Source organism: Brevundimonas sp. (assembly GCF_032107865.1).
GTDB lineage: Bacteria > Pseudomonadota > Alphaproteobacteria > Caulobacterales > Caulobacteraceae > Brevundimonas.
The window spans coordinates 1-16,323 of sequence record NZ_DAMCNG010000044.1 but is presented as its reverse complement, the minus strand read 5'-3'; the positions used below and the strand labels follow the sequence as shown (position 1 = coordinate 16,323).

The window sequence follows — 16,323 nt, the reverse complement described above, 5'->3', positions numbered from 1 at the left end:
GATGGCGGCGGCCGGCGACGGCATCTGGCAGCGTGAGCGCGCGCGCATCTCCGGTTCGGTCCCCGGCAGCGAATCGGGCGAGGCGGTCTGGCTGCGCGAAGGCGACGCCAACCGTCAGATGATCATTCGCGGCGGCCGTCAGGAGCAGGCCAGCGGACGCCTGCTGGACGCGACCTTCTTCATCTACACCACGACCTCGACCGGCCGCCGCGTCTTCACCGAGCGGATCGACGCCGCCACCGCCACGCTCAACGCCGGTCGCTGGCGTCTGACCGACGCGGCAGGCGCACAGACGGGCCAGCGGGCGGTGCGCTACGCCACCCTCGACCTGCCGTCCAACCTGGCCGACGAAGAGGCCTTCCAGCGCTTCGCCCGTCCGCAGTCGACGCCCTTCTGGTCCCTGCCCAACCAGATTCGCCGGATCGAGGACGCGGGCTTCGCCTCGACGGCTTATCAACTGCGGCTGCAACAGCTTCTGGCCACGCCGCTGATCTTCGGCGCCATGTCGATTCTGGCGGCCGCCTTCTCGCTGCGGTTGATGCGGCTGGGCGATCTGGCGCGGATGACGGTGGCCGCCGTGGTGCTGGGCTTCGCCTTCTTCTTCCTGAATCAGTTCTCTTCGGCGATGGGCTCGGCCGAGGTCGTTCCCCCGATCGTCGCTGCTTGGTTGCCGCCTATATTGACGGCTCTCGCCGCCTTCACCTTGCTGTTCTATACTGAAGACGGCTAATCGAGCGGTTTCCGCCCGGCCGGTAATGAGTGGACACCGCATGACCCATCGCCGTCTCCCCCGCATGGGAGCCCTGCGCCTTCGGCTGCTGACCGGCGCGGCGTTGGTCATAGGCGCGCCCCTGTCTCAGCTGGCGTTCGCCCAGGCCGCCCAGGCCCAGACGACGCCCGCCTCGGCTGCAACGCAGACAGCGACCGCCCAAGCGCCCCAATCAACGCCTCAAACGCCGGGCGCGGACGGCCTGACGCCCGACGCCGTCTTCGTGGATGCGGATTCCGCCCAGCGTCAGGGCGACGTCGTCTCGGCCCAGGGCTCGGCCGAGGATCGGGTCATGGCCCGGTTCCAGGACCACAGCCTGCGCGCGCAGGACGTCACCTATGACCTGCAAAGCCAGGTCGCCACGGCCTCGGGCGACGCCGAACTGACGGCGCCCGACGGCTCGGTCGTTCACGCCGAGCGTATCGAGCTCGATTCTGACCTCAAGGCGGGCGTGGCCGTCGACCTGGCCACGCGCCTGTCGAACGGTTCCAGCCTGATGGCCGCCACCGCCGTGCGCCGCTCCGAGACGGTCAGCGAACTGAACCGCGTCATCTTCACCCCCTGCCCCATCTGCACCGTGGACGGCGCGACCAAGACGCCCAGCGTCTCCATCCAGGCTTCCAAGGCGGTGCAGAACGAAGAACTGCGCGCGATCCTGTATCGTGACGTGGTGTTCCGTCTGGGCGGGGTGCCGATCTTCTACCTGCCCGCCTTCTCGCACCCCGATCCGACGGTCGATCGCGCCTCGGGCTTCCTTGTGCCGTGGGGCGACTATCAGGCCGGCCGGGGCGTCTCGCTCGAGCTTCCCTATCTGCACGTCATCTCGCCGTCCGAGGACGTGCTGGTCAGCCCGCAGTTCAACACCAAGGTCGCGCCGCTGCTGAACCTGCAATGGCGCAAGCGGTTCGCCGACGGCATGATCGTGGCCCGCGGCGGCGCCACCTACGGCCGCAGCTTCGGCGACTTCGACCTGGATGGCGACGGCGACGCCGAGAGCAACGTCCGCTTCGGCGACAGGACGACCCGCAGCTATCTGCTGGCTCACGGCGCCTTCGATCCCGACGGCCCGTGGCGCTGGGGCTTCACGGCCGAGCGCGTGTCGGACAAGACCCTGTTCGACCGTTATGACGTGCGCGACGCCTATCAGGACAACGGCCTCTACTACGGCGACAGCCGCCGCCTGATCAGCCAGATCTACGCCGAGCGTCAGACCAAGCGTTCCTATCTGTCCGTCGCAGCCTTCACCATGCAGAGCCTGCGGGTGGCCCAGTTCGACCCCGTCACCCCGGCGCTGAACGTCTTCGAGGACGACAAGACCCTGCCTCTGGTGGCGCCCCTGATCGAGGCGCGGTGGGAACCGGAAGGCCCTGTCTTCGGCGGACGCTTGCGCCTGCGCGGTTCGGCCGTGGCCCTGACCCGCGACGCCTATGTCGGCTTCCCCACCCTGGCGCCCGAACTGATTCCGGGCGGTCCGACCGACGGCCTGCCCGGCGTCGACAGCCGTCGCGTCACCGGCCAGGCCGAATGGCGCCGGGCGATGATCTCGCCCATCGGCGTGCGCTGGGAGCCGTTCGTGGACCTGCGCGCCGACGTCTATTCGGTGGACGACCTGCCGCCCGCCATGGGGGTCGAGAACGAGACCTACACCCGCGCCCGCGCCAGCGCCGGGGTCGACGTCAGCTACCCACTGTATCGCCGCCTCAGCGCCTCGTCGGACCTGATCCTGGAGCCGATGGCCCAGTTGTCGATCTCCAACAAGGCGGACCTGGACCGGCGTATTCCCAACGAAGACAGCCAGATCACGGAATTGGACCACCTGTCCCTGTTCCGCATGGATCGCTTCCCCGGCTACGACCTGTTGGAAGGCGGCTTGCGCTTCACGGCGGGGGCGCGCGCCACCTTGCACTGGGACGAGGTGCGCTCGGCCAGTCTGTTCATCGGCCGCAGCATGCGCGCCGACGATCAGGACGAATATCTGACGCCGATTCCGGACGATCCGACGCGCCTCTATGACCCCTCGGGTCTGGCCAGCCGGACATCGGACTGGGTGGTTCAGGGATCGTTCAACCCCTCCGATCGCATGCGCGGCTGGTTCCACGCCACCATCGACGGCAATGGCGAAATTCGCCGCGCTGAGGCGACCGTGGACGGCCGTTGGGGGCGCCGGAACCTGGCCAGCCTGAGCTATATCGTGGACCACTCGAACCCCTTGGACGGCCCGGAAAACCGCAACTACGAGTTCGTCCAGCTCTCCGGCCACCAATTCGTCTACGGCAACTGGGGCGTGGCGGTGACGGGGATCGCCGATCTGGAACGCGACATCGTCACCCGGTCCGAGGTGGGCCTGTTGTACGACGACGACTGCTTCCGCATCGAACTGGGCTGGCGCCGCGACAACACGCGCGTTCGGCCAACCGGCCCGGCGGAAGGCGTTTACATCCGTCTTAACCTCGCCACTTTTGGGTCTTCAGGCTATGATCGCAATGATATGCGGTAGGCAGGGCGCGCATTGCGGCTTAGTGGAACGTGCGCCTTGGCGCTGTGGCGCGGCCAACGCCGCCGACCGGCTCGGGACCGCTTTAGGGAATCAGGACTGACGATGGGTTTGATGCGTTACTCTACGGGAGCCGCCCTGGCCGCCCTTATGGTCGTGGCCGCCGTGGAGCCTTCCTCGGCGCAGACCACGCCTGCGCCCGCCGCCCAGGCCGCCCCTCAGGTTCCGGCCGCCGGCGCGCTGAACCCCGCCGCTGAGGAAGCGCCTCAGCGCACGGCCCCTGCGCCGCAGTTCCGCCTGTCTGACGGCATCATCGCCACGGTCAACGATCGCATCATCACCGGCTTCGACCTGCGCCAGCGGATGCTGGTGCTGATGGCCATGACCCAGGTGCAACCGACTGAGGAAAACATCGGCGCCATCCAGCAACAGGCGCTGAACGACCTGATCGACCAACACCTGCAAGCCGCTGAACTGACCAAGTTCGAGCAGCTCAAGATCGGCGACGCTGAAATCGATCAGGAAATCGCCGACATGGCCCGCCAGGCGGGCGCCACTCCGGCCAGCTACATCAACTTCCTGGAACAGGGCGGGATCAGCATCCCTGCCTTTCGCGAGCAGCTGCGCACCGAGATCGGCTGGCGCGAACTGGTCGGCGGCCGTTTCCGCGATCGCGCCCGCGTCGGCAAGAGCCAGGTCGATCAGACTATGCGTCAGATGACCGAATCGGCGACCAAGCCTCAATATCTGATCGGTGAAATCTACCTGGAGGCCGCCCGCGTCGGCGGCATGCAGGAGGCCGTGAACGGCGCGCGCCAACTGGTGCAGCAGATGATCCAGGGCGCCCCCTTCATGGCCGTGGCGCGCCAGTTCTCGGCCGCCCCCTCGGCCGCCCGCGGCGGCGACGCCGGCTGGGTGGTTCAAGGCACGGTCCAGCCCGCGCTGCAAACGGTTATGGACACGCTGGAGACCGGCCAGCTCTCGAATCCCATCCCGGTCGATGGCGGCGTTTACATCCTGTACATGCGCGACAAGCGTTCGGGCGCCTCGACCAGCATGGTCAAGATGAAGCAGGTCATGGCCGAACTGCCTGAAAACGCCGATGAGGCCCAGGTCGCCGCCGCAACCCAACGTCTCGAGGCCCTGCGCGGCCAGCTGACCTGCGACAACATCCTGACCCGCGCGCGTTCGGAACCGGGCCTGCTCGGCGCCGATCTGGGCGAAAGCGACATCGCCGACCTGCTGCCGCAGTTCCAGCAGGTCGCCCGCTCGGCCGAAATCGGTTCGGTCAGCACCGCCGTCCGCACCCCGCTGGGCGTCCACCTGCTGGCCGTCTGCGATCGCCGCCTGGGCGGTCCTGACGCCCCCTCGGCGCAACAGGTCGAAGCCCGCCTCCAGAACCAGAACTACGCCATGCTGGGCCGCCGCTATCTGCGCGACCTGCGGGCCGACGCACTGATCGAAATCAAGCAATGACGATGGTCCGGCCGCTCATCGTCACGATGGGCGACCCCGCCGGGGTGGGGCCGGAAATCATCGCGCGCGCCTGGTCGGTGCTGGGCTCCGCGCCCGGCCCCCTGCCGCCGGTCGTGCCCTTCGTCGTGGTCGGCGACGCCGATGTGCTGAAGGCTCAGGGCCAGCCGGTCGAGGCCGTGCTCAGCCCATCGGACGCCGTGACTGTTTTCAGCCGCGCCATCCCCGTCCTGCACCATCCGGCCCCCGCGCCCGTGACGGCGGGCCAGCCTGAACCCGCCAACGCCGTCGCCGTGGCCGACTGGATCGAGCGCGGCGTCGACCTGGTGCTGTCCGGCGAAGGGTGCGGTCTGGTGACGGCGCCCATCGCCAAGGCGCCCATGTACGCCTCCGGCTTCCGCTTTCCCGGCCACACCGAGTTCATCGCCGAACTGACCGCCGATGTCCCCTTCAACGGCACACGCGGCCCGGTGATGATGCTGACGGCCCAGAACCTGCGCGCCTGCCTCGTCACCATCCATGTGCCGATCGACCAGTTGCCCGAACTGGTGACGGGCGAGCGCGTCGCTCGCGTCGCCCGCGTCGTCCACGAATCGATGAAGCGCGATTTCGGCATCAGCGCGCCGCGCCTAGCCATGGCCGCCCTGAATCCCCACGCAGGCGAAGGCGGCGCCATCGGCCTGCAAGAGGTCACGGTGCTGCGCCCCGCCGCCGAGGCCCTGCGCGCCGAGGGACTGAACATCACCGATCCCCTGCCCGCCGACACCCTGTTCCACGAAGAGGCGCGGGCGCGTTACGACGCCGTGGTCTGCCTCTATCACGATCAGGCGCTGATCCCGGTGAAGACGCTGGACTTCTGGGGCGGGGTCAACGCCACGCTGGGCCTGCCCATCGTCCGCACCTCGCCCGATCACGGCACCGGCTTCGACATCGCCGGCAAGGGCGTCGCCCGCGCCGACAGCTTCATCGCCGCCGTCCGACTGGCTTCTGAGATGGCGTCCGCCCGCTCGGCGCGCTAACAGGCCTCGTGACCGATCATCTGCCCTCCCTGCGTGAAACGCTCGACGCCCACGGCCTGTCGGCCAAGAAGAGCTTCGGCCAGCACTTCCTGCTGGATCTCAACGTCACGCGGAAGATCGCCCGCTACGCCGGACCGTTCGATGGCCGCGCCGTCATCGAGGTCGGTCCCGGCCCCGGCGGCCTGACCCGCGCCCTGCTGGAAAGCGACGCGGGCAAGGTCGTGCTGGTCGAGAAGGATCCGCGCTTCATCCCCCTGCTGTCCGAACTGGACGACGGCGCGGACCGCCTGACCATCGTCGAGGCCGACGCCCTGAAGGTGAAGGAAGCCGAACTGGTCGAGGGACCGGCGCATCTGGTCTCCAACCTGCCCTACAACGTCGGCACGCCGCTGCTGATCAAATGGCTGACGGGTCCGTGGACGCCGTGCGCCCTGACCCTGATGTTCCAGAAGGAAGTCGCCGAGCGCGTGGTGGCCCAGCCGGGCGAGGACGCCTATGGCCGCCTGGCCGTCATCACCCAGGCCGTGGCCGAGGCGCGCATCGTCATGCATCTGCCCGCCGCCGCCTTCACCCCGCCGCCCAAGGTGGCCTCGGCCGTGGTGCATCTGATACCGTTCGCTGAGCGCCCCGCCCCCGACCGTCTGAAGCGGCTGGAACGGGTCACGGCGGCCGCCTTCGGCCAGCGTCGCAAGATGCTGCGCTCCAGCCTGAAACAACTTGGCGGCGCCGCCCTGTGCGAAGCTGCTGGAATCGAACCCGACGCCCGCGCCGAGACCATCGACGTGGCGGGCTTCCTCAGATTGGCCGACGCTTTGACATGACAGTAGAAATCGAACCCTTCCGCGCCATCGCCATCAGCCGAATCGCCCATGCGATGAAGGCCGAAGGCCAGTCGGTCATCCACATGGAGTTCGGCCAGCCCTCGACCGGCGCGCCCAGCCGCGCCATCGCCGAGGCGCACCGCGTGATCGACGCCGAGGCCGGCGGCTATTGGGAAAGCCCCCTGCTGCGCGCCCGCGTGGCCAAGCTGTACAAGGATCGCTACGGCGTCGTCATCGACCCCGAGCGCGTCATCATGACGGCCGGCGCCTCGCCCGCCCTGGTGGTGGCGCTGAACATGCGCTTCGCCCCCGGCGACCGCGTGGCCATCGCCCGGCCCGGCTATGTCGCCTATCGCAACACGATGAAGGCCCTGCACATCGTCCCGCAGGAAATCGACTGCGGCCCCGACGTGCGCTTCCAGCTGACAGCCAAGGCCCTGCGCGATCTGGACCCGGCGCCCCAGGGCGTCATCATCGCCAGCCCCGCCAACCCGACCGGCACCATCATCGCCGAGGACGAGTTGAAGGCCATCGTCGAGGTCTGCCGCGAGCGCAACATCAGCATCATCTCGGACGAGATCTATCACGGCATCACCTACGGCCACGACACGCCCTGCATGCTGCAGTTCGACGACAAGGCCATGGTGGTGAACAGCTTCTCCAAATACTGGAGCATGGCGGGTTGGCGCCTCGGCTGGCTGATCCTGCCGGAAGAAGAGATCCAGCAGGCCCGCGCGCGCATGGGCAACATGTTCCTGACGCCGCCGACGCTCAGCCAGTTCGCAGGCCTGGCCGCCATGGACTGCGAGGAAGAGTTGGAAGCCAACATCGACGTCTATCGCGCCAACCGCGAGTTGATGCTGGAAGCCCTGCCCGCCATGGGCCTGCGCTCGATCGCGCCGCCGGACGGCGCCTTCTACATCTATGCGGACATCGGCCACCTGACGAACGACAGCATGGCCTTCTGCGAGAAGCTGGTGCGTGAGACGGGCGTAGCCACGGCGCCGGGCGTCGACTTCGACCCGGTCAATGGCCACCGCTTCATCCGCTTCAGCTTCGCCGTCTCGACGCCCGAGATCGAAGACGCCCTGGCCCGTTTGAAGCCCTTCTTCGCCGCCCGCACCGATGAAGCGGCGCAGGGCTGACCCGCTGATCCGTCATCCCCGGCCTTGCGCCGGGGATCATCAGCCTGCGTAAAGCATCGCCGCCGTCCGACCGGGCGCGTCCAACTGCGTCAACGGCAAGGGCGGCGGGTCCAGCGTCACGCCCAGCGCCTGATAGGTCGCCGCGCTGGAGAAGCCGTAAGGCTCGGCGTCCGCATTGCTGAAGGCGTACCAGACGGCGCTGACCCGCGTCATCACCGCCGCCGCCAGACACATCGGGCACGGATGGCCGCTGGCGTAGAGCACCGCCCCCGTCATATCGACGCCGCCCAGCGCCGGCCCCGCCTGACGCAGGGCCTCCATCTCGGCGTGTGAACTGGGATCGTTCGTCGCCAGCATCCGGTTGACGCCGCTGGCGATCAAGGCGCCGTCCTTGACCAGAACCGCACCGAACGGCCGACCGCCCGCCCTGACGTTCTCCAGCGCCAGATCGACGGCCTGGGTCAGCCAGCGGCGGTGTTCGGCCTCGGTCATGGGCGTCAGACCACTTCCTTCAGCAGGGCCTGCTTGTAACCGTCGACCCACAGGTTGCGGTGACGGCGGCTGCGTTCGGCGTGATAGATGTGGGCCAGTTCGGCGTAGGACCGGTCGAAGTCCTCATTGACCAGCACATAGTCGAAGTCGTCGCAGTGCTCGATCTCGCCCTTGGCGTTGGCGACGCGGCGCTCGATCACGTCCTCGGCGTCCTGAGAGCGCGTCACCAGACGGCGGCGCAGTTCCTCAAGGCTGGGCGGCAGGATGAAGACCCGCACGGCGTCGCCGGGGCATTTGGCGGCCACGTCGCGGGCGCCCTGCCAGTCGATGTCGAACAGGACGTCGCGGCCCTCGGCCAGAGCGCGCTCGACCGGCGCCGCCGGGCTGCCGTAACGGTTGCCGTGCACGTCGGCCCATTCCAGGAAGGCGTCGGCGTCGACCAGGCGCTGGAATTGCTCCTTGCTGACGAAGTTGTAGTCGCGGCCGTCCACCTCGCCCGGACGGATGTCGCGGGTGGTCATGGAGACCGACAGCTCCAGCCCCTTGTGGTCAGCCATCAGACGGCGGCACAGCGAGGTCTTTCCGGCCCCCGACGGACTGGCCACGATCAGCAGGACGCCACGGCGGGGGGTGCGGTTATTCGACATTCTGAACTTGTTCTCGAAGCTGCTCGATGACGGCCTTCAACTCCAGGCCGATTCCGGTGAGCGCGGTCGTAGCGGATTTCGAGCAGAGGGTGTTCGCCTCGCGCATGAATTCCTGCATCAGGAAGTCGAGTTTTCGACCGGCGGGGGGTTGCTGCAACAGTGCGCGGGCCGAGGCGACATGGGCCGTCAGCCGGTCCAGCTCCTCGCGCACGTCGGCCTTGGTCGCCAGCGCCGCGGCCTCAAGGAAGACGCGCTCGTCCAGACCCGGCGCGTCGGGGGCCAGTTCGCTGATGCGGCGAGTGAAGCGCTCGCGGATGGCCTCGACCTGAGCCGACGCTTCCAGTTCGGCGCGCGCGACCAGGGCCTCAATAGTCCCGATGAAGTCATGGATCACCGGCGTCAGTTGCTCGCCTTCGCGCAAGCGCGACGCCTTCAGCGCATCCAGCGCCTGTTCGACCGTGGCAGCCATGGCGGCCTCAAGGGCGGCGCGGCCTTCCGCGTCCTCGTCCTCTTCGGCGACCTCGATGACGCCGCGCAGGGCCAGCAGGCCGTCTGCCGAGGGCGGGGTCGCCCCCTCCTCCGCCAACTGGTTGGCCAGCCGCAGATAGGTCGTCAGCACCGCTTCATTGACGCGCGGCGCGGGCTCGGTCCCCTCGGCGCGCTTGGCCTGAAGGCCCAGCGTCACCTGCCCCCGGTTCAGCCGCGTCTGAGCCGCCGCCTTGGCCAGCCGCTCCAGATTGTCGAAACCGTGCGGGCCGCGATAGCGCGTCTCCAGCGAGCGCCCGTTGACCGAGCGCGCCTCGACCGTCCAGGTCCAGCCGTCCAGCGCTCCGTCGGCCCGGCCAAAGCCAGTCATGCCTGAAATGGAAGAACTCATCGTCCGGCCTCCGTCGGCACGCGAATGACCTTGGCGCCCGGCGGAATGGCGATGGCCGGGGCCGCCTCGTCCGTCATCGGCGCAGGCGAAGTCTCCGGCGCGGTTTCGCCCACCGCCAGACCGGCCTTACGGCGCTCGATCTCGCGCCAGCGCGCCACGTTCAGCAGATGCTCCTGATAGGTGCGAGCGAAGACGTGGCCGCCCGTGCCGTCGGCGACGAAGAAGACGTATTCCGAACGCGGCGGGTTCAGCACGGCCTTCAGCGCCTCCTCGCCCGGATTGGCGATGGGCGTCGGCGGCAGGCCGTCGATCAGATAGGTGTTCCACGGCGTCGGATTACGCAGTTCCGACAGCAGGATGCCGCGTCCCAGCGGCCGCCCCTTGGTCACGCCGTAGACGATGGTCGGATCGCTCTCCAGCCGCATCCCCAACCGCAGGCGGTTGGTGAAGACGGCCGCCACCTCGGGCCGTTCGGAGGCGATGCCCGTCTCCTTCTCGACGATGGAGGCCAGGATGACGGCCTCTTCCGGCGTCGTGACCACCGTGGCGGGCGAGCGGGCGGCCCACAGCGTTTCCAGCTTGGTCTTGGCCGCGCGCTGCATCCGAGCGACGACGGCGGCGCGGGTCTCGCCGCGCGTGACCTCATAGGTTTCCGGCCACAGGCTGCCCTCGGGCGGAACCTCGACCTCGCCGGTCAGGACCGGCTGCTTCATCAGGATGTCGACCGCCTGGGCGCTGGACCAGCCCTCGGGCAGGGTCACGTAGTGGCGCACCGCCTTGCCGTCGACCAGCAGGCCCACCACCGTCGCCAGAGAGGCGCCCGACGGCACCTCATATTCGCCCGCGCGGATCTTGCGGTCCGCGCCGGTCAAGCTGATCGCCGCGCGGAACAGGTCGGTGGAGCGGATCACGCCCGCCGATTTCAGATTAGCCGCAATGGCCGGAACGCCCGCCCCGGACGGCAGGGTGACGACCGTCGCCTCGCCTTCCGCCGCCTTCGGTCCCGGTCCCCAGTAGATGGCCCAGAACGCCACCAGAGCCGCGACCAGGAACAGTCCCAGCGTCCCGGCGGCGGTAATCAGGCCGACGCCGAGGCCAGAACGGCCCGCCCCGCCCCCGCCGCCCTTTTTCGGAACGCGCGACTTGGGAATGCGAACCTTGGGGGTGCGGGGGGGCGGAGCCTTGGCCAAATCAGTCGACCTTCTTGAAGATCACGGCTGCATTGGTGCCGCCGAAGCCGAAGCTGTTGGACATCGCCACATCGATCTTCTTGGCCTTGCCCTTGTGCGGGATCAGGTCAATCGGCGTCTCCATCTCAGGATCGTCCAGATTGATGGTCGGCGGCGCCATCTGGTCGCGAATGGCCAGGACCGAGAAGATGCTTTCGATCGCCCCGGCGGCGCCCAGCAAGTGGCCTGTCATCGACTTGGTGGACGACACAGCCAGATCCTTGGCGTGGTCGCCGACCAGACGCTCGACCGCCTTCAGCTCGATCCAGTCGGCCATGGTCGAGGTGCCGTGGGTGTTGACGTAATCGAGGTCGGACGGCTGCATCCCGGCGCGCTTCAACGCCATCTTCATGGCCCGCAGGCCGCCGTCGCCGTCTTCCGACGGGGCGGTGATGTGATAGGCGTCGCCGCTCATGCCGTAGCCGACGACCTCGGCGTAGATCTTGGCGCCGCGCGCCTTGGCGTGTTCGTATTCTTCCAGAACCATGACGCCCGCGCCCTCGCCCATGACGAAGCCCGCGTGGCCGCGGTCATAGGGACGCGAGGCCTTCTCCGGCGTGTCGTTGTAGGCGGTGCACAGCGCCTTGCAGGCCAGGAAGCCCGCGATGCCGATCGGCACGACCGAGCTTTCGGCGCCGCCCGCCACCATGACGTCGGCGTCGCCCAGCGCGATCATCCGGGCCGCGTCGCCGATGGCGTGGGCGCCGGTGGCGCAGGCCGTGACGACCGAATGGTTCGGACCCTTCAGGCCGTGGCGGATCGAAATCTGGCCGGACGCCAGGTTGATCAGGGCCGAGGGGATGAAGAAGGGGCTGACCCGGCGCGGGCCCTGTTCCTTCAGCACGATGGCGGTGTCGGCGATGGGGCCCAGGCCGCCGATGCCCGAACCGACCATGACGCCGGTCGCTTCCTTGTCGTCTTCCGATTCCGGCTTCCAGTTGGCGTCCGCCAGCGCCTCGTCCGCCGCCGCGATGGCGTACAGGATGAAGTCGTCGACGCGCTTGCGGTCCTTGGCCGACATCACCTGATCGGGGTCAAAGACGCCCGGCTGACCAGGTTCGCCGCCGCCGCGTCCGTCGACGCTGGGGACTTCGCCCGCGATCGTGCAACCGTAGCCTTCGGTGTCGAAGGCCGTGATCGGACGGATGCCCGAACGACCATCCAGGATGCCCTGCCAGACGTGCTCGACGCCCGAACCGAGCGGAGTGACCAGGCCAAGGCCCGTGATGACGACGCGGCGCATGGTTCGCGCTCCTTCTTGGTCAGAATCGTAGCCAGAAAGACTAATGGCCGCCGGACGGTCCCGCTAGGGGTCCGTCACGGCGGCCATCAGCTGGTAAGTGCGACGAATCGCAGCCGGATCAGGCGGCCAGCTTCTCGTCGATGAACTTCACCGCGTCGCCGACGGTCTGGATGTGCTCGGCGGCGTCATCCGGGATTTCGACGTCGAATTCTTCTTCGAAGGCCATGACCAGTTCGACGTTGTCGAGCGAGTCGGCGCCCAGGTCGTCGATGAAGGAAGCCTTCTCGGTGACCTTGTCCGGATCGGCGTCCAGGTGGTCGATCACGATCTTGCGGACGCGTTCGAGGGTGTCGGACATGAGTGTCTCTCTGCCTGTTTGAAATCGCCGTGAAGGCGGGTCTTGGGTTGTTTCGCCGTGTCACGGCTGCCTGCCGGGCGCAAGCCTCAATGAGACTCACCCCCGAAAGACGTTCGTGCCCTTTAGCACAGGGTGACGGCGGGGAAATAGTCTGTTGCGCGTCGTGATGACGCCGCACAACGGGTTCAGATCATCGCCATGCCGCCGTTGACGTGCAGGGTCTGGCCGGTGACGTAGGCCGCTTCATCCGACGACAGATAGACGGCGGCCGAGGCGATTTCGTCGCCTGCGCCCAGGCGTCCGGCCGGAATCTTCGACAGGATGGCCTCGCGCTGCTGGTCGTTCAGCACGTCGGTCATCGGCGAGGCGATGAAGCCCGGCGCGATGCAGTTGACCGTGATCCCCCGCGAACCGACTTCCTGGGCCAGCGACTTGGAGAAGCCGATCATCCCGGCCTTGGAGGCGGAATAGTTGGTCTGGCCGGGGTTGCCGGTGACGCCGACCACCGAGGTGATGCCGATGATGCGGCCCGAACGGCGCTTCATCATCCCCTTCACCGCCGCGCGGGTCAGGCGGAAATAGCTCTCCAGATTGATCTGGATGACGGACTGGAAGTCCTCGTCCTTCATCCGCATCAGCAGGCCGTCCTTGGTGATGCCCGCGTTGGCGACCAGGATGTCCAGCGGAGCGCCTGCGGCTTCTTCAGCGCGCGCGACCAGACCGTCGACCGATTCCGCATCCGACAGGTTGGCGGCGGCGAAGAAGGCGCGCTCACCCAGTTCCTTGGCCAGGTCCGCCAGCACGGCCTCGCGCGTGCCGGACAGGACGACAGTCGCGCCCTGAGCGTGCAGCGAGCGCGCAATGGCCCCGCCGATGCCGCCGGTCGCGCCGGTCACGAGGGCGGTCTTTCCCGAAAGATTGAACATGGTTTCTTCCTGTCTGTTCAGAGCGACTTGGCGAAGGCTTCCAGCTCTTCGGCCGTATTCAGCGCCAGAGTCTCGACGTCGGGGGCGATGCGCTTGACCATGCCGGTCAGCACCTTGCCCGAGCCGACCTCGACGAAGCGGGTCACGCCGCCTTCAGAGGCCATCCACTCCATGCTCTCGCGCCAGCGCACGCGGCCCGTCACCTGCTCGACCAGCAGGCGGCGGATGACCTCGGCGTCGGTTTCCGGCCGGGCGGTGACGTTGGCGACCACCGAAACGGCGGGCGCGATGATCTTCGCGTCAGCCAGAGCGGCGGCCATCTCATCGGCGGCGGGCTGCATCAGCGGGCAGTGGAAGGGCGCCGAAACGTTCAGCGGAATGGCGCGCGCGCCCAGTTCCTTGGCCTTTTCGATAGCCAGATCCACGGCGGCCTTATCGCCCGAGATGACGACGTTGCCCTTGTTGTTGTCGTTGGCGACGACGCAGACGCCAGCGGCCGAACCGGCCTTGGCCGCTTCTTCAGCCAGCGCCAGGTCGGTCTTGGGACCGATCAGCGAAGCCATCGCGCCCTTGCCCACCGGCACGGCGCGCTGCATGGCCTGACCGCGCAGCTTCAGCAGGCGGGCGGTGTCCGACAGGCTGATCGCGCCCGCCGCCGCCAGAGCCGAATATTCGCCCAGCGAGTGACCAGCGACGAAGGCCGCGCGCGCCACATCAATACCGAACTCGACCTTCAGCACCCGCGCCGTGGCGACCGAGACGGCCATCAGGGCCGGCTGGGCGTTCTCGGTCAGGGTCAGCTGATCTTCCGGCCCGTCGCGCATCAGCTCGAACAGCTTCTGGTTCAGGGCGTCGTCCACCTCGGCGAAGACCTCGCGCGCGCTGGCGAAGGCCTCGGACAGGGCGACGCCCATGCCGACCGACTGGCTGCCCTGACCGGGAAAGAGAAGCGCGAGGCTCATCCGGGATCGTCCGTCATCCGTTGAATCAAGCCGCGAGGGGTAGGCGAATCCCTCCCCTACGGCAAGAAGAACGCCGCCGTTTCACCCCCGCTCATCCCGGCGGACGCCGGGATCCAGCACTTTGGCTGCAAGGCGCTGAGGCCGACAGGACACGGCTCAGGCCGGGCGCTCTGTCTCAATCAGCGGCTTGCAGCCGCCATAGGACGGAACTGCATCACCACCTTGCCTCGCCCGCTGAGGTCGAAGCCGCCATTGTCGCCCGCAGGCGCTTCATCCATGCAGACCTCGCGCGGGCGCGCCGTATCATTCAGGCAGAACTGCCCATCGGCGCGACGCCACGTTCCTTCACGCGCCACCGGACCGCCGGGTTCCGACATGGTGAAGGAGCCGTCGGCCTTCAGGTCGACGTCGACTGTCGTCCCGTCCATCATCGTGACCTTGTAGGCTCCGCCAGGAGAGCGACCTTGATCGTTCTGACCTTTGGCCGGGTTGCCGCAAGCGGCCAGGGCGACGAAGGCGGCCATGCAGGCCACGGTGGTGATACGCATAAATCCCCCTTGAGCGTTAAGGCGACGAGCGTCGCCGTTGATCAAGCCAATGCCGCCGCGCGCGTCGAAGTTCCCCGTTAGTCCTTGATTTCCGCCGTGCAGGGACGGTCGTCCGGCCCCGCTGCACCGTCACAACGGCGCAGCGCCAGCAGGGTATCCTCGGTCTCGATCAACCGCTTCGTCCCGTCTGCCTGCCGTTCCAGCGTGAAGGCGTCATACAGCCCGCCCGTCGCCGTGAAAGCGCGGAACGACAGGCGGTCCGCCTCGACGTCGATCAGCTGATACAGTTCGGTGTTCTCGGCCGCGCGCACCGGCTGCGTGTCCGCCCGGTCGTTCAGCCCGTACATCTTGGAGCCGGTGACGGAGACGACATAGACCGGCCCCTGCGGACGGCCCGCCGCGCTGTCGGCGCGCGAGGCCTCGGCCCCCGCGGGGTTGGAGACGCGGCCGTAACAATGGTCATGCCCCTGCAGCACCAGATCGATGTTGCGGGCGTCGAAGATCGGCTTCCAGGCGGCCTTCAGCTCTTCGGTGTCCTCGGGCCGGGCGCAGGTGTAGATCGGCTGGTGGAACAGGGCGACGTTCCAGCGCGCCGGGCTTTCAGCCAGCACCGTGTCCAGCCAGCGCGTCTGGCTCTCCCCAGCGCCCAGGTCGATCGCCGCCGTGCCGTCCAGCACGATGAAGCGCACGCCCTGATAATCGACGTAGTAGCTGGTGGCCTTGGCCCCCTCGGCGCCGTTGTCCGGCAGGGCGAACTGCAGCGGCCAGTGCGGCCCCAGGACGCGCGATTCCTCGCCGTTCGGCAGGATGTGGTCGACGTATTCGTGGTTGCCGCTAGCGGGCAGTTGCGGCGTCATGGCGAAGGCGCGACCGCCGGCCTCGGTCCATTCGCCCCACTCGTCGTCGTGAACCTTGACCTCGCGCTGGGCCACCAGATCGCCCGCATGGACGACCAGGGCCGCCGGCCCCGCCTCCTTGAAGGCCGAGCGGATCACGCGCGAGCCGATCTCCAGAATGTCGTTCTGGGTGTCGCCCAGATAGATGAAGCGGAAGGGCGCGAACTCGGCCTTGGCCGTGCGGAACGGCAGCCATTCGCTCCAGCCGTCGGCGGCGCGCACGCGATAGACATAGCGCGTGTCCGGCTTCAGCCCGTCAAAGCGCGCCTGATGATAGAGGGCGCGACCATTCTCGTTCTCGATCGGCGTCGTGGTCCCGGCCACGGTGCGGGCGGCGAAGCCCAGCAGGGGGCCGTCGATCTCCTCGGCGATCTGAGCCTCGGCGGCGGTCTGACGCGCATCGGTGCGCCAGGCGACGGCGGCG

The 16,323-nt window shown here is 68.0% G+C and carries 16 protein-coding genes; 6 read left to right on the top strand and 10 right to left on the bottom strand.

All coding sequences use genetic code 11. From position 1 onward, the window contains the following. The 6 genes from RT567_RS06115 to RT567_RS06090 form a co-directional block, all read left to right on the top strand. On the top strand, nucleotides 1-730 hold a 730-nt coding region (locus RT567_RS06115), incomplete at its 5' end, for an LptF/LptG family permease (RefSeq protein ID WP_313575041.1). Between the two features lie 40 nt (nucleotides 731-770). Next, nucleotides 771-3,266 (top strand): LPS-assembly protein LptD, encoded by a 2,496-nt coding sequence (locus RT567_RS06110; RefSeq protein WP_313575039.1) that lies wholly within the window; start codon nucleotides 771-773, stop codon nucleotides 3,264-3,266. Between the two features lie 111 nt (nucleotides 3,267-3,377). Then, a complete protein-coding gene (locus RT567_RS06105) occupies nucleotides 3,378-4,739 on the top strand; it encodes a peptidylprolyl isomerase (protein WP_313575037.1) in 1,362 nt (453 codons plus the stop codon). Then, nucleotides 4,736-5,755, top strand: a complete 1,020-nt coding sequence (pdxA, locus tag RT567_RS06100) for a 4-hydroxythreonine-4-phosphate dehydrogenase PdxA (protein WP_313575036.1) — start codon at nucleotides 4,736-4,738, stop codon at nucleotides 5,753-5,755. Before RT567_RS06105 ends, pdxA begins: the two co-directional genes overlap by 4 nt. 8 nt (nucleotides 5,756-5,763) lie before the next feature. After that, nucleotides 5,764-6,576 (top strand): 16S rRNA (adenine(1518)-N(6)/adenine(1519)-N(6))-dimethyltransferase RsmA, encoded by an 813-nt coding sequence (rsmA, locus tag RT567_RS06095; RefSeq protein WP_313575034.1) that lies wholly within the window; start codon nucleotides 5,764-5,766, stop codon nucleotides 6,574-6,576. After that, nucleotides 6,573-7,721, top strand: coding sequence for an aminotransferase class I/II-fold pyridoxal phosphate-dependent enzyme (locus RT567_RS06090; protein ID WP_313575033.1), 1,149 nt, complete (start codon nucleotides 6,573-6,575; stop codon nucleotides 7,719-7,721). Before rsmA ends, RT567_RS06090 begins: the two co-directional genes overlap by 4 nt. A 39-nt stretch (nucleotides 7,722-7,760) precedes the next feature. Here the strand turns inward: RT567_RS06090 and RT567_RS06085 are convergent, their stop codons facing one another. From RT567_RS06085 to RT567_RS06040, 10 genes are all read right to left on the bottom strand, one after another. Then, the gene (locus tag RT567_RS06085; RefSeq protein ID WP_313575031.1) at nucleotides 7,761-8,213 is read right to left on the bottom strand and encodes a nucleoside deaminase; all 453 of its coding nucleotides are present in this window, start codon (nucleotides 8,211-8,213) and stop codon (nucleotides 7,761-7,763) included. 5 nt (nucleotides 8,214-8,218) lie between these two features. Further along, nucleotides 8,219-8,860 (bottom strand): guanylate kinase, encoded by a 642-nt coding sequence (gmk, locus tag RT567_RS06080; protein ID WP_040345659.1) that lies wholly within the window; start codon nucleotides 8,858-8,860, stop codon nucleotides 8,219-8,221. Then, the gene (locus RT567_RS06075; protein WP_313575030.1) at nucleotides 8,850-9,737 is read right to left on the bottom strand and encodes a YicC/YloC family endoribonuclease; all 888 of its coding nucleotides are present in this window, start codon (nucleotides 9,735-9,737) and stop codon (nucleotides 8,850-8,852) included. The genes gmk and RT567_RS06075 overlap by 11 nt, the downstream gene beginning before the upstream one ends. Further along, complete coding sequence (gene mltG / locus RT567_RS06070; RefSeq protein ID WP_313575028.1) at nucleotides 9,734-10,927, bottom strand: endolytic transglycosylase MltG; 1,194 nt, start codon at nucleotides 10,925-10,927, stop codon at nucleotides 9,734-9,736. The genes RT567_RS06075 and mltG overlap by 4 nt, the downstream gene beginning before the upstream one ends. A gap of 1 nt (nucleotide 10,928) precedes the next feature. Beyond that, the gene (gene fabF / locus RT567_RS06065) at nucleotides 10,929-12,209 is read right to left on the bottom strand and encodes a beta-ketoacyl-ACP synthase II (RefSeq protein WP_313575026.1); all 1,281 of its coding nucleotides are present in this window, start codon (nucleotides 12,207-12,209) and stop codon (nucleotides 10,929-10,931) included. A gap of 118 nt (nucleotides 12,210-12,327) precedes the next feature. Further along, on the bottom strand, nucleotides 12,328-12,567 hold the full coding sequence (locus RT567_RS06060; RefSeq protein WP_003165440.1) for an acyl carrier protein: 240 nt from the start codon (nucleotides 12,565-12,567) through the stop codon (nucleotides 12,328-12,330). A gap of 185 nt (nucleotides 12,568-12,752) precedes the next feature. After that, a complete protein-coding gene (fabG, locus tag RT567_RS06055; RefSeq protein WP_313575024.1) occupies nucleotides 12,753-13,493 on the bottom strand; it encodes a 3-oxoacyl-[acyl-carrier-protein] reductase in 741 nt (246 codons plus the stop codon). 17 nt (nucleotides 13,494-13,510) lie between these two features. Then, entirely contained in the window at nucleotides 13,511-14,455 is a 945-nt protein-coding gene (gene fabD / locus RT567_RS06050; protein ID WP_313575022.1) for an ACP S-malonyltransferase, read from the bottom strand. A gap of 179 nt (nucleotides 14,456-14,634) precedes the next feature. Beyond that, entirely contained in the window at nucleotides 14,635-15,003 is a 369-nt protein-coding gene (locus RT567_RS06045; RefSeq protein WP_313575021.1) for a hypothetical protein, read from the bottom strand. Nucleotides 15,004-15,080: 77 nt separating this feature from the next. After that, a partial coding sequence (locus tag RT567_RS06040) for a metallophosphoesterase family protein (protein WP_313575020.1) occupies nucleotides 15,081-16,323 on the bottom strand: 1,243 nt, incomplete at its 5' end.

Excerpts from the sequence above, each read along its gene's own strand:
- fabG (WP_313575024.1), bottom strand. The coding sequence starts at position 13,493 with ATGTTCAATCTTTCGGGAAAGACCGCCCTCGTGACCGGCGCGACCGGC.
- RT567_RS06075 (WP_313575030.1), bottom strand. The coding sequence starts at position 9,737 with ATGAGTTCTTCCATTTCAGGCATGACTGGCTTTGGCCGGGCCGACGGA.
- RT567_RS06060 (WP_003165440.1), bottom strand. The coding sequence starts at position 12,567 with ATGTCCGACACCCTCGAACGCGTCCGCAAGATCGTGATCGACCACCTG.
- RT567_RS06105 (WP_313575037.1), top strand. The coding sequence starts at position 3,378 with ATGCGTTACTCTACGGGAGCCGCCCTGGCCGCCCTTATGGTCGTGGCC.
- RT567_RS06090 (WP_313575033.1), top strand. The coding sequence starts at position 6,573 with ATGACAGTAGAAATCGAACCCTTCCGCGCCATCGCCATCAGCCGAATC.
- RT567_RS06085 (WP_313575031.1), bottom strand. The coding sequence starts at position 8,213 with ATGACCGAGGCCGAACACCGCCGCTGGCTGACCCAGGCCGTCGATCTG.
- RT567_RS06110 (WP_313575039.1), top strand. The coding sequence starts at position 771 with ATGACCCATCGCCGTCTCCCCCGCATGGGAGCCCTGCGCCTTCGGCTG.
- RT567_RS06045 (WP_313575021.1), bottom strand. The coding sequence starts at position 15,003 with ATGCGTATCACCACCGTGGCCTGCATGGCCGCCTTCGTCGCCCTGGCC.
- pdxA (WP_313575036.1), top strand. The coding sequence starts at position 4,736 with ATGACGATGGTCCGGCCGCTCATCGTCACGATGGGCGACCCCGCCGGG.
- gmk (WP_040345659.1), bottom strand. The coding sequence starts at position 8,860 with ATGTCGAATAACCGCACCCCCCGCCGTGGCGTCCTGCTGATCGTGGCC.
- fabF (WP_313575026.1), bottom strand. The coding sequence starts at position 12,209 with ATGCGCCGCGTCGTCATCACGGGCCTTGGCCTGGTCACTCCGCTCGGT.
- fabD (WP_313575022.1), bottom strand. The coding sequence starts at position 14,455 with ATGAGCCTCGCGCTTCTCTTTCCCGGTCAGGGCAGCCAGTCGGTCGGC.